The following is a 15,186-nucleotide window of genomic DNA, read 5'->3' on the forward strand; positions in this document are numbered from 1 at the left end:
GGCGGATGCTGTCGCTGCCGAACAGGCAGCCCGCCAGGCCGCCGCGCGGCGCGCCATTGGCGCGGCCGTCGGCATCGCCACCCACGTGGCGGGGCTGGACTGGCAAGCCATCGGCGAGGAACTGGACATGAACGGGTACGCCATCGTGCCGGGCATGCTGACGGCCGACGAATGCGCGGCCATGGCGGCCCAGTACGAGCAGGGCCAGTTGTTCCGCGGCCGCATCGTGATGGCGCAGCATGGCTTTGGCAGTGGCGAGTATCAGTACTTCCGCTATCCGCTGCCGTCCACGGTGGCGGCGCTGCGCCAGGCCCTGTATGGGCCGCTGGCGGCCATCGCCAACCGCTGGCATGGCCTGCTGGGCATGGACACGCGCTTCCCGGCCGAGCATGCGCAATTCCTGGCGCGCTGCCACGCGGCCGGCCAGCAGCGGCCCACGCCGCTGTTGCTGCGCTACCGTCCCGGCGACTACAACTGCCTGCACCAGGACTTATACGGCGAGCACGTGTTCCCGCTGCAGGCGGCCGTGCTGCTGTCGCAGCCGGGTGCGGATTTCGAGGGTGGGGAGTTCGTGCTGACGGAGCAGCGTCCGCGCCAGCAGTCGCGGGTGGAAGTGGTGCCGCTGACGCGCGGCGACATGGTGATCTTCCCCGTGGCCGAGCGCCCGGTCCAGGGCGCGCGCGGCGTGTACCGGGCCGGCATGCGGCATGGCGTGAGCCGGCTCAGGTCAGGCTTGCGCCATACGCTGGGGGTGATTTTTCACGACGCCACCTGAGAAGTAGTGAAGCGGGGTCAAGTCCGGCATCGCGCCACAATTTGGCAGGTTGCCGGACCTGACCCCGCTTTTATTACGACGCGGTCTGCACGCTTTTCTGCGTCTGGTACAGCCGCGCATACAGGCCGCCCTGGGCCAGCAGCGCGTCGTGGCTGCCCATTTCCGCGATGCGGCCGGCGTCCATCACGACGATGCGGTCGGCGTTCTCGATGGTCGACAGCCGGTGCGCGATGACGACCGTGGTGCGGCCCCGCATCAGCACCTCCAGCGCGGCCTGCACCAGCCGTTCCGATTCCGTGTCCAGCGCGCTGGTGGCCTCGTCCAGGATCAGGATGGGCGCGTCCTTGTACAGCGCGCGGGCGATGGCCAGCCGCTGGCGCTGGCCGCCCGACAGCCGCAAGCCGTTCTCGCCCACGGAGGTCTGGTAGCCCTGCGGCTGGCGCATGATGAATTCGTGCGCGTGCGCGGCGCGCGCGGCCGCCTCGATGCGCTCGCGCGACGGCGCCGGGTCGCCGTAGGCGATGTTGGCCGCCAGCGAGTCGTTGAACAGCACCACATCCTGGCTCACCAGCGCGATTTGCTGGCGCAGCGCGTCCAGGCGGTAGTCGCGCAAGTCCACGCCGTCGAGCGTGATGCGGCCGCCGCTGACGTCGTAGAAGCGCGGCAGCAGGCCGGCCAGCGTGGTCTTGCCGCTGCCCGAGCTGCCCACCAGGGCCACCGTCTCGCCGGCGGCGATGTCCAGTGACACGCCGTCGAGCGCGGGACGGGCCTCGGCGTCGTCCGGGCGGTAGTGGAAGCTGACCTGTTCCAGCGCCAGCCGGCCGGCGGCCCGTTCGATGGTGCGCTCGCCGCGGTCCGGTTCGGGCGCCGTGTCGATCAGGCCGAACACGGATTCGGCGGCGGCCAGGCCGCGCTGCATCGGTTCGTTGATCTTGGTGAGGTTCTTGATCGGCGACTGCATGGCCATCAGCGATCCCATGAACGCGACGAAGGCGCCCGGCGACAGCGCGCCGGCCTGCGCGCGCAGCAGCGCGAAGTAGATCACGGACGACAGCGTGATCCCCACCAGCAGCATGATGGCGGCCGAGTTCATGGCGGCCGTGGACGCGTGCTTGACGGCCAGTTGGCGATTGAGCTTGACCACGCGGTCGAAGCGGCGCTGCTCGTACTGCTGGCCGCCGAAGATCTTGACCACGCGCTGGCCGCTGATGCTCTCGTCGAGCACATTGGTCAGTTCCCCCATCGCGTGCTGGGCGCTCTGGCTCAGGTGGCGCATGCGGCGCCCGGCGAAGGTGACGATCAGCGCCACCAGCGGCAGCAGGCCCAGGCAGAACACGGCCAGCTGCCAGTCGATGGAAAACAGCGAGATCAGGTAGCCGACCGTGGCCACCGAGTCGCGCACGGCCACGTTGATCACGTTCAGGCCGGCCTGGGCCACCTGGGCCGCGTCGAACGCCACGCGCGACAGCGTGGTGCCGGTGGAGGTGCCGTCGAAATAGCGGTTGGGCAGGCGCAGGATGCGGGCGAACATGGTCTCGCGCAAATTGGCCTGGACCCGGCTCGACAGCCAGGCCGCGCCGTACTCGCCGGCGAAGCTGGCCAGCATGCGCACCACGGCCAGGCTGACGATGATGGCGGGGATGGTCCACAGCGCGGCGCGGGTGGGGGCGTGCGGCAGCAGGACTCCCAGCAATTCCTGCATGGCGCCCAGCAGGCCGGTGGCCGGGCCGGCGCTGCGCGTCAGGCTGCTGGCCGGGGCCAGCGCGTCCACCACATTCTGCAACTGGCGGATCAGCAGCACGTCGGTGGCCGAGGCCACACCCACGGCCGTCAACGTGGCGACGGCGATCCAGACGTAGGGGCGGAACTGGCGCAGCAGGCGCAGGTAGAGGAGTCGGCTGTTCACTATGGTGTGCGGTGGTCGGCGAAGGCGACATTGTACCTGTAACGGCGGCGCCGGCTGGCGCCGCGCGGGCGCCGCGCGGTGTTGCGTTCGCGAAACACCTTGCATGTGAGAAGCTAATTCTCACCAAATATCACTCGCGCGATGAAACAGGATGAAGTTAGACTGAACTCGTCCCGGCGTGCAGGCACAGCGCGCCGCGGGCCGTACTTCGCAGGCTGTTGCCATGACAACAGGAGGCTAGATGAAAGCACAGATACAGTGGGCGGCCGCGGCGCTGCTGCTGGCGGCCATGGCGGCGCCGGCGCGGGCGGAGCTGGTCATCATCGTCAACCCGCAGAACGCCGCCACCCGCATGTTCCCCTCGCAGGCGGCCCAGTTCTTCCTGGGCGGATCGGTGTTGTTCACCCCCATCGAGCAACCCGAGGGATCCGCCATCCGGGCCGAGTTCGACAAGAAGGTGCTGGAGAAGACGCCGGCCCAGGTGGAAGCCATCTGGTCCAAGATCGTGTTCACGGCCAAGGGCAAACCGCCTAAAGAATGCAAATCCAGCGCCGAAGTGAAGAAGGCGGTGGCCGAGAACGTGAACGCCATCGGCTACATCGAAAAAGCGGCTGTCGATGAGACCGTGAAGGTCATCGCCACCGTACCTTGAACGCCCTGTCCTGAACTGGAGATAGCTCGATGAACAAACATATCATGGCTTGGGCGATCGCGTTGCTGGCATCCGGCAGCGCCGCCGCCATCGACCTCAGCGACGATGGTTCGCTGAAACTGACCGGCTTTTACAACCTGACCGGCGCCAAGGTGCTGAGCGGCTCGGCCCAGGGCAGCAGCACGCCGTGGACTTACCAGCAATGGAAGTGCCCGTGCACGGTGCAGGGCTGGGAATACGCCTCTGTCTACGAGAAAAGCGAAGGCTGGCAGTTCGACCGCGAATCGCTGGTGGGCTTCCAGCTGAAGAAGGAATTCTCGCCCACGCTGTCGGCCACGGCCCAGGTGCTGGTGCGGGCCAACAATCCCAACCGCGGCTCGCGCCCCACGCTGGACTGGGCTTATGTGACATGGCAACCGTCGGCCGATTCGGCATGGACGCTGCAGGCCGGCCAGTTCCGCATCCCGCTCTACTACTACAGCGATTACCTGTACATCGGCTACGCCTACCCGTGGGTGCGGCCGGCGCCGGACGTGTATGGCTGGCCGATCTACGCCTATCAGGGCGCCAACGTCACCTACCGCACGCAGTTGGGTGCGACCGACTGGGCCGGCACCTTCCACGTGTGGGCCGGCGGCTACACCCAGCACAACGACGCCTACGACACGCTGATCTACTACACCACGCCCACCCACGAATCGTGGAAGGACATGGTGGGCGGCTACGTGTCGGCCAACAATGGCGTGTTCGACGTGCGCGGCATGATGATGTGGTACAAGGACACCACCTGGCAGGACGCGCCCGGCGGCGGCCGCACCACGCTGGTCGACGCGCAGGGCACGCGCATCATGGGCATCTCGGCCAACATGGACTACAAGGACTGGCTGGTCAAGTCGGAGCTGGACCGCTATGAGCAGGTGGACGACGCCAAGGGCATCAACAACGTCTACAAGTACGCGCTGATTGGCGTGGGCTACCAGTTCGGGGCGTGGACGCCGATGTACACGTTCTCGCGCTACACGACGGTGACGGAACCGATCGAAGCGCGCAACACGCAGTATTTGTCGCTGCGCTGGGACTTCCGCAAGAACATGGCGCTCAAGGCCCAGTACGACGTGAGCAAGGACAAGTCGCACTATGCCTATCCGTTCTTTGGCGACTCCAAGCTGATTTCCATTTCGCTGCAGGGCTTGTTCTAGTCCACCATCGCGTCACCGAACGCCGCACGTGCCGACAGGGCCGTGCGGCGTTTTGCATTGGTGCCAGCCGTTGGCACAAACCAGAGTCCAAACCGGTGTCAGGTCTGTCATTCGGACAGTCGCAGCGTTTCTTTGATCTTTCCGGTGGCGCGTTTGCTCATTTGCCATAGCGGCTTCAACGAGGGCCACCTGCCATACGCGATACCGGCACTGTTTGATCGAACGCAAAGGTGCGGCCTGCGTGTCCGAATGACAGACCTGACACCGGTTGCTGGTTGCTTTTAGCAGGGGGGTAAAATTCGGTTGACTTAGTTGTATAGACAACTTATGCTTCAAGGATGCGCAGGCTGCGCGTCGTGTATCGCGTCCGGCCGCCCCCAACAACCTTGAGGAGATACCATGACCACCCCGAACACCGCCCTGGACAACGATCCCCGCTACGACGCCACTCGCGACATCCGCGCCCCGCGCGGCCCCGAGCGTACCTGCAAGAGCTGGGGCGCCGAGGCGGCCTACCGCATGATCCAGAACAACCTGGACAAGGAGGTGGCGGAAAATCCCAAGCACCTGGTGGTGTACGGCGGCATCGGCCGCGCGGCCCGGAACTGGGCCTGCTACGACCAGATCCTCGCTTCGCTGCGCGAACTGGAGGACAACCAGACCTTGCTGATCCAATCCGGCAAGCCGGTCGGCGTGTTCCAGACCCACGAGGACGCGCCGCGCGTGCTGATCGCCAATTCCAACCTGGTGCCCAAGTGGGCCAACTGGGAGCACTTCAATGAACTGGACCGCAAGGGCTTGTTCATGTACGGCCAGATGACGGCCGGCAGCTGGATCTACATCGGCACCCAGGGCATCGTGCAGGGCACCTATGAGACGTTCGCGGAAGCGGGCCGCCAGCACTTCGGCGGCGACATGAAGGGCCGCTGGATCCTGACGGCGGGCCTGGGCGGCATGGGCGGCGCCCAGCCGCTGGCCGCCACCATGGCCGGCGCCGTGTCGCTGACGGTCGAGTGCCAGCAGAGCAGCATCGACTTCCGCCTGCGCACCCGCTACCTGGACAAGCAGGCCGCCACCATCGACGAGGCGCTGGAACTGGTCAAGCACCACACGGCGCGCGGTGACGCGATTTCCATCGGCCTGCTGGGCAACGCGGCCGAAGTGCTGCCGGAACTGGTGCGCCGCGCCAAAGAGGGCGGCCTGATTCCCGACCTGGTGACGGACCAGACCTCCGCCCATGACCTGATCAACGGCTACCTGCCGCGCGGCTGGAGCGTGGCCGACTGGAAGAGCGCGCAGCAGGATCCGGAGCGCCACGCGCGCCTGAAGGCCGCCGCCGCCGATTCGTGCGCCGCCCACGTGCAAGCCATGCTGGAATTCCAGGCGCTGGGCGCGAAGGTGGTCGACTACGGCAACAACATCCGCCAGGTGGCGTTCGACCAGGGCGTGCAAAACGCGTTCGACTTCCCCGGCTTCGTGCCGGCCTACATCCGCCCGCAGTTCTGCGAAGGCCGCGGTCCGTTCCGCTGGGTGGCGCTGTCGGGCGACCCCGAGGATATCTACAAGACGGATGCCAAGATCAAGGAACTGTTCCCGCACCACGCGCAGGTGCACCGCTGGCTGGACATGGCGCGTGAGCGCATCGCCTTCCAGGGCCTGCCGGCGCGCATCTGCTGGCTGGGCCTGGGCGAGCGCCACATCGCCGGCCTGGCCTTCAACGAGATGGTGCGCAATGGCGAGCTGAAGGCGCCCATCGTGATCGGCCGCGACCACCTGGACACGGGTTCCGTGGCCAGCCCGAACCGCGAGACGGAGAGCATGAAGGATGGCACGGACGCCGTGTCCGACTGGCCGCTCTTGAACGCCCTGCTCAACACGGCCGGCGGCGCCACCTGGGTCTCGCTGCACCACGGCGGCGGCGTGGGCATGGGATACTCGCAGCACTCCGGCGTGGTGATCGTGGCCGACGGCACGGACGCCGCCGCGCGCCGCCTGGGCCGGGTGCTGGTCAACGACTGCGGCTCGGGCGTGATGCGCCACGCCGATGCGGGCTACGAGACGGCCATCGCCTGCGCCAAGCGCAACGGCCTGAACCTGCCGATGATCAAGTGAATCGGCCCGAATCAGATAATTCAGGAAACCACAATGAAACAAGCACAGAAAAACGCATGGACCCTCAAGCCGGGCAAGATCACCCTGTCCGAACTGCGGGCCGTCTGGAATGACGCGGGCCGTTTGACGCTGGCCGCCGAAGCCTATCCCGTGATCGAAGCATCGGCCGCCGCCGTGCAGGCCATCGTCGCCAAGGGTGACGCGGCCTACGGCATCAACACCGGCTTCGGCCTGCTGGCCAAGACCCGCATCCCGGACGAGAAGCTGGAGCAGTTGCAGCGCAACCTGATCCTGTCGCACTCGGTGGGCACGGGCGAACTGCTGTCGGACGGCGTGGTGCGCCTCGTGATGCTGATGAAGATCGGCAGCCTGGCGCGCGGCTACTCGGGCGTGCGCCCGCTGATCGTCGACACCCTGATCGCGCTGTACAACGCCGGCATCATGCCGGCCATTCCCGCCAAGGGGTCGGTGGGCGCCTCGGGCGACCTGGCGCCGCTGTCGCACATGACGCTGGCCATGCTGGGCGTGGGCGAGGTGCGCGTGAACGGTGAGCTGATGCAGGCCGCCGACGCGCTCAAGGCCGCCGGCATCGCACCCGTGGTGCTGGCCGCCAAGGAAGGGCTGGCGCTGATCAACGGCACGCAAGTGTCGAACGCGCTGGCGCTGCATGGCCTGTTCATGGCCGAGCGTCTGCTGGAAGCGGCCATGGTTACCGGCTCGCTGTCGCTGGACGCGGCCAAGGGCAGCGATTCGCCGTTCGACGCGCGCGTGCACGAGGTGCGCGGCCAGCCGGGCCAGATCGCCGCCGCCGCCATCTACCGCCAGCTGGTGACGGGCAGCGCCATCCGCGCCTCGCACCTGGTGGGTGATGAGCGCGTGCAGGACCCGTACTGCCTGCGCTGCCAGCCGCAAGTGATGGGCGCCTGCATGGACCTGATCGCCAACGCGGCGCGCACGCTGCTGATCGAAGCGAATGCCGTCACCGACAATCCGCTGATCTTCCAGGACGCGGCCGGCGGCCTGCCCAACATCGTCTCGGGCGGTAACTTCCACGCCGAGCCGGTGGCCTTCGCGGCCGACACGCTGGCGCTGGCCATCGCGGAAATCGGCAGCATTTCCGAGCGCCGCATTTCGCTCCTGATCGACGCCACCTTGTCCGGCCTGCCGCCGTTCCTGGTGCGCGACCCTGGCGTCAATTCCGGCTTCATGATCGCCCACGTGACGGCGGCCGCGCTGGCGTCGGAGAACAAGTCGCTGGCCCACCCGGCCAGCGTGGATACCATCCCCACCTCGGCCAACCAGGAAGACCACGTGAGCATGGCCACCTTCGGCGCGCGCCGGCTGGATGACATGGCCCACAACACGGCGACCATCGTCGGCATCGAACTGCTGGCCGCCGCGCAGGGCATCGACTTCCACCGCCCGCTCAAGACGTCGCCGCAACTGGAGCACGTGCACGCGCAGTTGCGCCAGCAGGTGCCGTTCTTCGACGCCGACCGCTTCTTCGCGCCCGACATCGAGGCGGCCAAGCAGATGGTGTTGAAGGGCGACTTGAGCGCCTCGTGCAAAAACCTGTTCGCGCCGCTGCATCCGTAATCCGGGAGGGATGACGATGGACTTTCAATTCAAGGCGGGCAGCATTCCGCTGCTGGTGTCGATGCCGCACGTGGGCACCGACATCCCGGACGAGATCGCGGCCCGCATGACCCCGGCCGCCGTGGAGAAGGCCGATACGGACTGGCATTTGGTGCGGCTGTACGATTTCCTGGCCGAGATGGGCGCTTCCACGCTGTCGGCGCGCTGGTCGCGCTACGTGATCGACCTGAACCGCCCGCCGGAGAACACCAACCTGTATCCGGGCCAGGACACGACGGGCCTGTGCCCGCTCGACACCTTCCATCGCGAGCCCTTGTATCCGCAGGGCGGCGCACCGGACGAGGCGGAAGTGCAGCGCCGCTTGCAGCTGTACTGGCGTCCCTACCACGCGCAGTTGCGCGCGGAGCTGGACCGGCTGCTGGCCATCCACGGCAAGGTGGTGTTGTGGGACGCCCATTCGATCGCCTCCGTCGTGCCGCGCTTCTTCGAGGGCAAGCTGCCCGATCTGAACTTCGGCACGGCCGATGGCGCCAGTTGCGCGCCCGGACTCACGGAAGCGATCGTGTCCCACGCGCGCGCGCAGCAGCACTACACGGTGGCCGTCAACGGCCGCTTCAAGGGCGGCCATATCACGCGTCAATACGGCAAGCCCGATGCGCGCGTGCATGCGATCCAGCTGGAGATGTGCCAGTCCACTTACATGAACGAGCGTGCGCCGTTCGCTTATCGTCCGGACCTGGCCGATCAGGTCAAAGGATTGCTGCAGCAGATGACACAGGCCGCAGCCGATTGGGCTCGCGCATGATGGCCGGCCGCGCCTTGTACGCGCGCCACGCGCTGCTGCCCGAAGGCTGGCGCCAGGACGTGCTGCTGGAATGGGATGCGAGTGGCAGCCTGACGGCCGTCACGCCCGATGCGTCCCAACCGGCCGGCGTGGAGGTGGCGCAGTACGCGCTGCCAGGCATGATCAACCTGCATTCGCACAGCTTCCAGCGCGCGCTGGGCGGCAAGACGGAGCGGGCCGGCGATGGCCCGGACAGCTTCTGGACCTGGCGCGAGCTGATGTACCGCTTCGCCCGTAACATCACGCCGGCGCAGATGGAAGCCATCGCGGCGCAACTGTACTCGGAATGCCTGCGCCACGGCTACACGGCCGTGTGTGAATTCCATTACGTGCAACGCACGCCGGATGGCGCGCTGTACCCGCGTCCGGCCGAGACGGCGGAGCGGGTGATTGCCGCCGCACGATTGGCCGGCATCGGCATCACCATGCTGCCTGTGTTGTATAGTTATTCGGGCTTCGGCGCGCAGGCGCTCAAGCCGGAGCAGCAGCGTTTCCGCACGGACGTGCGCGACGTGCTGGCCGTGATCGAGGCGCTGGAAGCGTTGCGCGACGGGCAGACGGAGGTGGGCGTGGCGCCCCATTCGCTGCGCGCGGCGACGGTGGAACAGATTGGCCAGGTGCTGCAGGTATTGCCGACCGAGCGCCCGGTGCATATTCACATCGCCGAGCAGCAGGCGGAAGTGGCGCAGTCGCTGGCCTGGAGCGGACGCCGCCCCGTGCAGTGGCTGATGGAAAACATGGCTGTGGACCAGCGCTGGTGTCTGATCCACGCCACGCATTTATTGGACGATGAAGTGGCGGCGCTGGCGGCCAGCGGCGCCGTGGCGGGCTTGTGCCCGACTACGGAAGCGAACCTGGGCGATGGCCTGTTCCCCCTGCAGGATTACCTGGCGGCCGGTGGCCGCTTCGGCATCGGCAGCGACAGCCATATCTCGCAGGGCGCGGTGGAGGAGTTGCGCTGGCTCGAATATGGGCAGCGTTTGGCCCAACAGCGGCGTAATATTGCGGTATCGTCCGCGCAGCGCAACGTGGGCGACTTTTTGTGGCAGGGCGCCCTGCAAGGCGGGGCGCAGGCGGCGGGACGGCCGCTGGGCGCGCTGGCGCCCGGCAAGCGTGCCGACGTGATCGTGCTGGACGACGACCATCCCAACCTGTTCGGGCTGGCGCTGGACGAGGTGCTGGGCACCTTCATCTTCAGCGGCAACGACAACCTGGTGCGGGACGTGATGGTGGGCGGCCAGTGGGTGGTGCGCAAGCAGCAGCACGTGGCGCAGCAGGCCATCGCCGCGCGCTTCCGGCAAACCTTGGCCGAACTGAGGGAGTTCCGATGACCCAGCTGATCCAGTACGCAAGCCTACGGCCCACCCCATGGAAGAACGGTGGCGGCAGCACCACGGAAATCGTCGTCATGCCGCCCGGCGCGGACTTCGACCATTTCGACTGGCGCGTCAGCCTGGCCACCATCACCCAGGACGGACCGTTCTCGCCGTTCCCCGGCATCGACCGCTCGCTGGCGCTGGTGGACGGCGACGGCGTGCTGCTGGACTTCGGCAACGAACGCTTCGTGCTCAGTCCCAGCGAACCGTTGATCGAATTTCCCGGCGAAGCGACCGTCGAAGCGACCATCACGGGTGGCCTGACGACGGACTTCAACGTCATGACGCGGCGCGGCCGTTGCCGCCACCGGCTGGAACGGCGCGTGGTGCGCGGCCGGCAGGAGCTGGTGCGGCGCAGCGCCACCACCGTGCTGTTCCTGGCCGAAGGGGAAAGCCTGACCCTGAGCAGCGCCACGGAACGCATCGCCCTGGTGCGCTACGACGCCGTGGTGCTCGACTCGGACCAGGCGTGGACCATGGACACCATCCAGGCCACCGTGCTGGTGGCCGACATCATCCCCCATTAATTACTTGAGTACTCAAGCACAAGCGAAGACCGACGCATGACCGCAGACTGGGACACCCTGTTCATCAACGTCAATCTGGCCACCATGGCCGACGGCTATGGCGAGCTCCGTGACGGTGCCATTGCCGTGCGCGACGGCCGCATCGCCTGGCTGGGGCCGCGCACCGAACTGCCGCCCGGCGCCCAGGACTCGGCCCGTGCCGTGCACGATGGCGGCGGCTGCTGGCTCACGCCTGGCCTGATCGACTGCCACACCCATATCGTCCACGCCGGCAACCGCAGCGACGAATTCGAGGCGCGCCTGAACGGCGCCACCTACGAGGACATCGCCCGTGCCGGCGGCGGCATCATGTCCACCGTGCGCGCCACCCGCGCCGCCACGGAAGACGAGCTGCTGGCGCAAAGCATGCCGCGCGTGGCCAGCCTGCTGGCCGAGGGCGTGACCACCATCGAGATCAAGTCCGGCTACGGCCTGGACCTGGAGACGGAAGCGAAGATGCTGCGCGTGGCGCGCCGCGTGGGCCGCGAGCTGCCGGTGAGCGTGGCCACCACCTTCCTGGGCGCGCACGCGCTGCCGCCCGAATTCGCGGGCCGCCCCGAGCACTACATCGCCGAAGTGTGCGGCATGCTCGACACGCTGGCCGAACAGGGCCTGGCCGACGCCGTGGACGCGTTCTGCGAGCGCATCGGCTTTTCGGCCGAACAGACCGAGCGCGTGTTCGTGGCCGCGCGGCGCCACGGCCTGCCCGTCAAGCTGCACGCCGAGCAGTTGTCGGACCAGGGCGGGGCGCAGCTGGTGGCCCGCTACGGCGGGCTGTCGGCCGACCACCTGGAACACCTGAGCGCGGATGGCGTGGCCGCCATGGCGCGCGCGGGCACCGTGGCCGTGCTGCTGCCGGGCGCCTATTACTTCCTGCGCGAGACGGTGCAGCCGCCCGTGGCGGCCCTGCGCGCGGCCGGTGTGCCGATGGCGCTGGCCACGGACTGCAATCCCGGCACCTCGCCCATGACGTCGCTGCTGCTGACGATGAACATGGCTTGTACGCTGTGGCGCCTGACGCCGCAGGAGGCGCTGGCCGGCTGCACCGTGCACGCGGCGCGCGCGCTGGGGCGCCAGCACGACATCGGCAGCCTGGCCGTGGGCAAACGGGCTGATTTCGCGCTGTGGCGCATCGACCGGCCGGCTGACTTGTCGTACGCGATCGGCTTCAATCCCTGCGTGGGCGTGGTCAATTCGGGCGTCTGGCGCTCGCCCGTGATTTAGAGGGAATCCTCGAATTTCCGTCCGTGCGGCGGTTTGATCAGGTACATTATCACGAGCGTTTTTCCCGACTCTCAGCTTGTACCAGGATCGCCATGCCCGTGTTACCGCCGTCGTTCGCCCTGAAATCCCACGTTTCCACCGTGCTGCTGGCGCTGGCCGCCCAGGCACTGGCGCAGGATCCCGCTCCGGCCACCTCGCCACATACGGGCGACGCTGGTGCCACTACGGCGGCCGCCACGCCGGCCGCGGCGCCGGCCAATCCGCTGGCGGCCATGCTGGCGGCGGCGTCCGCGCCCAAGCCGTTCCTGGAAGTGGTGCGCGGCGCAGCCCACGTGCCGGGCTTTTTGCCGCTGTACCAGAAGGATGAAAAAGTGTGGCTGGAGCTGCGCCCGGAGATGTTCGACCGGCCCATCTTCATGTCCATCAACACCACCAACGGCATCGGTGAGCGTGGCCTGTACGGTGGCCAGATGGGTGAGAGCCAGGTGGTGTATTTCCACCGCATCGGCAACCTGGTGCAGATGATCGCCAAGAACACCCGCTACAGCGCGCGCGGCGGCACGCCGCAGGCGCTGGCCGTGTCGCAGGCGTATTCGGACAGCCTGCTGGCCGCCGCACCCGTGGCCAGCGCGCCCCATCCGCAGACCCACGGGGTGCTGATCGAGGCCAATGCGTTGTTATTCAGCGACATCCCCGGCTATTCCACCCGGCTCGAATACGCGTACCGGCTGCCGTTCGTACTCGATGCGCGCAACAGCAGTTTCGTCACGCTGCGGGCCGACGAGGCCATGACGGGCTTGCGTGTGAGTGCCCACTATGCCGTGCCGCGTATCGGCGCGTCGCCCATCACGCCACAGCCCGTGGCGCTGCCCGGCCCGCCCACCACGCTGCCGGACCCGCGCAGCATGTTCCTCGGTTTTTACTACAGCTTCATGCCGCTGCCGGCTGAACCGATGCACGCGCGCCCGGCCGACGACCGCATCGGCCACTTCGTTACCACCACCCAGGACTTCACGGACGATGTCCGGCCCACCACGGCCAGCCACGTGATCGAGCGCTGGCGGCTGGAGAAGAAGGATCCGGCGCTGCCGCTGTCGGAACCGAAGCAGCCCATCGTGTACTGGCTGGACAAGAACATCCCGGAAAAATACCGCAAGTCCGTCGAGCAGGGCGTGCTGGCCTGGAACGCCGCGTTCGAGCGGATCGGCTTCAGGAATGCCATCGTCGTGCGCCAGCAAACGGAGCAGGACCACTTCGACACGCTCGACGCGCGCCATGCGTCGATCCGCTGGTTCATCGGCAGCGACGCCGCCTTCGCCGTGGGGCCATCCCAGGTCGACCCGCGCAGCGGCGAGATCCTCGATGCCGATATCGCCATCTCCGACGTGTTCGCGCGCGATGCCCGCCGCGTGGCCGGCGAGAGCGGCGAGAGCGCAGCCGCCACGGTCGCGCAAGCGGCGGGCGACGGCGAAACGCATTGCGACTACATGCTGGACTCGGCCCAGGAAATGGGCTTCGCGCTGGACCTTTTGGAAGCGCGCGGCGAAGTGGGACTCGATAGCCCGCAGGCCGACGCCTTGGCCCAGGCCTACGTGCGCTCCGTCGTCATGCATGAAGTGGGGCACACGCTGGGCCTGCGCCACAACTTCCGCGCCTCCACCGTGTACGACCTCAAGCAATTGCAGGACCCCGCGTTCACGCAGCGCAACGGCATGACCGGTTCCGTGATGGACTACGCGCCGTTCAACCTGTCCGTCAAGGGCGAGCGCCAGGGCGAATACGTGGCCTCCGCGCTGGGGCCGTACGATTACTGGGCCATCGAATACGCCTATAAACCGATCGCCGCGGAGCAGGAGAAGGATGAACTGGCGAAGATCGCGGCCCGCTCGAACGAGCCGCAACTGGCCTTCGGCACCGACCAGGAAGTCGATGGCCGGGCGGCCGACCCCGATGTCAATGCCTTCGACCTGGGCAGCGATCCGCTGGCCTACGTGGAGCGGCGCCTGACCCTGTCGCGCGAGCTGTGGGACCGGCTGCAGACGCGCCAGCTCAAGCCCGGCGAAAGCTATGAATCGCTGCGCCGCAGCTTCGACTATGGCTTCGTCCAGTTCGCGCGCGCGTTGCCGGTGGTGGTCAAGTACGTGGGCGGCCAGACCTATCTGCGCGACCACGCGGGCACGGGGCGCGCCACGTTCACGCCGGTCTCCCTGCCGCGCCAGCGCGCCGCGCTGCAGATGTTGACGGGCAGCCTGTTCCAGGCCGACAGCTTCAAGTTCGCGCCCGCCATGATCAGCCGCCTGGGGCCGGACCACTTCGAATCGCGGGGGCGGCCGGACGTGTCGGTGGGCGGGCGCGTGCTGATGCTGCAATCGGCGGCGCTGGATCAGCTGATGTCGGACGCGGTGGCCACCCGTGTGCTCGACGCGCAGGAAAAGCTGGACGACGGCAAGAAGGCGCTCAGCCTCGACGAGCTGTATGGCACCGTGCAGTCGGCCGTGTGGAGTGAACTGAGGACGGGCAAGGAAATCACGGGCATGCGGCGCAACCTGCAACGGGCCCACCTGAAGCGGCTGGCGACCATGCTGCTGCGTCCGACGGCCACCACGCCGGCCGACGCGCGCAGCCTGCAGCGCGAGCATGCGCTGGAGCTGCAGCGCCAGATCCGCGCCGCGCTGGCCAAGCCGGGCAGCCGCGAGAACAAGGCGCACCTGGACGAGTGCTATGAAACGCTGAACCAGGCGCTCAAGGCGTCCATGGTGCGCCTGGGCGCCTGACGTTCCCCCGCGCGCACTCGCGCCCGCGCACGTACGCGTACGCGAGCCGGCGATGGTAAGCTTGCCCCACTGGCGGAACGATAGGGGAGGGCGCGTGCGCGAACGTAGCGGGTGGGGCAACGCGGTGCGACCGCTGGTGCGGCTGCGATGGCTGGCCGCGTG

The 15,186-nt window shown here is 67.6% G+C and carries 11 protein-coding genes; 10 read left to right on the forward strand and 1 reads right to left on the reverse strand.

All coding sequences use genetic code 11. From position 1 onward, the window contains the following. Positions 1–55: 55 nt before the first annotated feature. Complete coding sequence (locus H3H36_RS13975) at positions 56–775, forward strand: 2OG-Fe(II) oxygenase (protein WP_311196636.1); 720 nt, start codon at positions 56–58, stop codon at positions 773–775. A 73-nt stretch (positions 776–848) separates the two neighbouring features. On the opposite strand, the gene msbA is transcribed toward H3H36_RS13975, so the two are convergent. Next, positions 849–2,681 carry a lipid A export permease/ATP-binding protein MsbA gene (gene msbA / locus H3H36_RS13980; RefSeq protein WP_182218579.1) on the reverse strand — a complete coding sequence of 611 codons (1,833 nt, stop codon included), beginning with the start codon at positions 2,679–2,681 and terminating at the stop codon, positions 849–851. A gap of 241 nt (positions 2,682–2,922) precedes the next feature. Here msbA and H3H36_RS13985 point away from each other — a divergent pair, with 241 nt between their 5' ends. From H3H36_RS13985 to H3H36_RS14025, 9 genes are all read left to right on the forward strand, one after another. After that, positions 2,923–3,333, forward strand: a complete 411-nt coding sequence (locus H3H36_RS13985) for a type 2 periplasmic-binding domain-containing protein (protein WP_229219909.1) — start codon at positions 2,923–2,925, stop codon at positions 3,331–3,333. A gap of 29 nt (positions 3,334–3,362) precedes the next feature. Beyond that, complete coding sequence (locus H3H36_RS13990; RefSeq protein ID WP_182218582.1) at positions 3,363–4,532, forward strand: porin; 1,170 nt, start codon at positions 3,363–3,365, stop codon at positions 4,530–4,532. Between the two features lie 399 nt (positions 4,533–4,931). Beyond that, the gene (gene hutU, locus H3H36_RS13995; RefSeq protein ID WP_182218596.1) at positions 4,932–6,644 is read left to right on the forward strand and encodes a urocanate hydratase; all 1,713 of its coding nucleotides are present in this window, start codon (positions 4,932–4,934) and stop codon (positions 6,642–6,644) included. Between the two features lie 33 nt (positions 6,645–6,677). Next, positions 6,678–8,240 (forward strand): histidine ammonia-lyase, encoded by a 1,563-nt coding sequence (hutH, locus tag H3H36_RS14000; RefSeq protein ID WP_182218597.1) that lies wholly within the window; start codon positions 6,678–6,680, stop codon positions 8,238–8,240. A 16-nt stretch (positions 8,241–8,256) separates the two neighbouring features. Then, complete coding sequence (gene hutG, locus H3H36_RS14005; RefSeq protein WP_182218598.1) at positions 8,257–9,045, forward strand: N-formylglutamate deformylase; 789 nt, start codon at positions 8,257–8,259, stop codon at positions 9,043–9,045. Further along, on the forward strand, positions 9,042–10,415 hold the full coding sequence (locus H3H36_RS14010) for a formimidoylglutamate deiminase (protein ID WP_229219910.1): 1,374 nt from the start codon (positions 9,042–9,044) through the stop codon (positions 10,413–10,415). The genes hutG and H3H36_RS14010 overlap by 4 nt, the downstream gene beginning before the upstream one ends. After that, positions 10,412–10,987, forward strand: coding sequence for a HutD/Ves family protein (locus H3H36_RS14015; RefSeq protein WP_182218600.1), 576 nt, complete (start codon positions 10,412–10,414; stop codon positions 10,985–10,987). The genes H3H36_RS14010 and H3H36_RS14015 overlap by 4 nt, the downstream gene beginning before the upstream one ends. A gap of 36 nt (positions 10,988–11,023) precedes the next feature. Next, the gene (hutI, locus tag H3H36_RS14020) at positions 11,024–12,250 is read left to right on the forward strand and encodes an imidazolonepropionase (protein WP_182218603.1); all 1,227 of its coding nucleotides are present in this window, start codon (positions 11,024–11,026) and stop codon (positions 12,248–12,250) included. Between the two features lie 92 nt (positions 12,251–12,342). Beyond that, a complete protein-coding gene (locus tag H3H36_RS14025; protein ID WP_182218605.1) occupies positions 12,343–15,024 on the forward strand; it encodes a zinc-dependent metalloprotease in 2,682 nt (893 codons plus the stop codon). Positions 15,025–15,186: the final 162 nt, after the last annotated feature.

The organism is Rugamonas fusca (genome assembly GCF_014042365.1).
Classification (GTDB): domain Bacteria; phylum Pseudomonadota; class Gammaproteobacteria; order Burkholderiales; family Burkholderiaceae_D; genus Rugamonas; species Rugamonas fusca.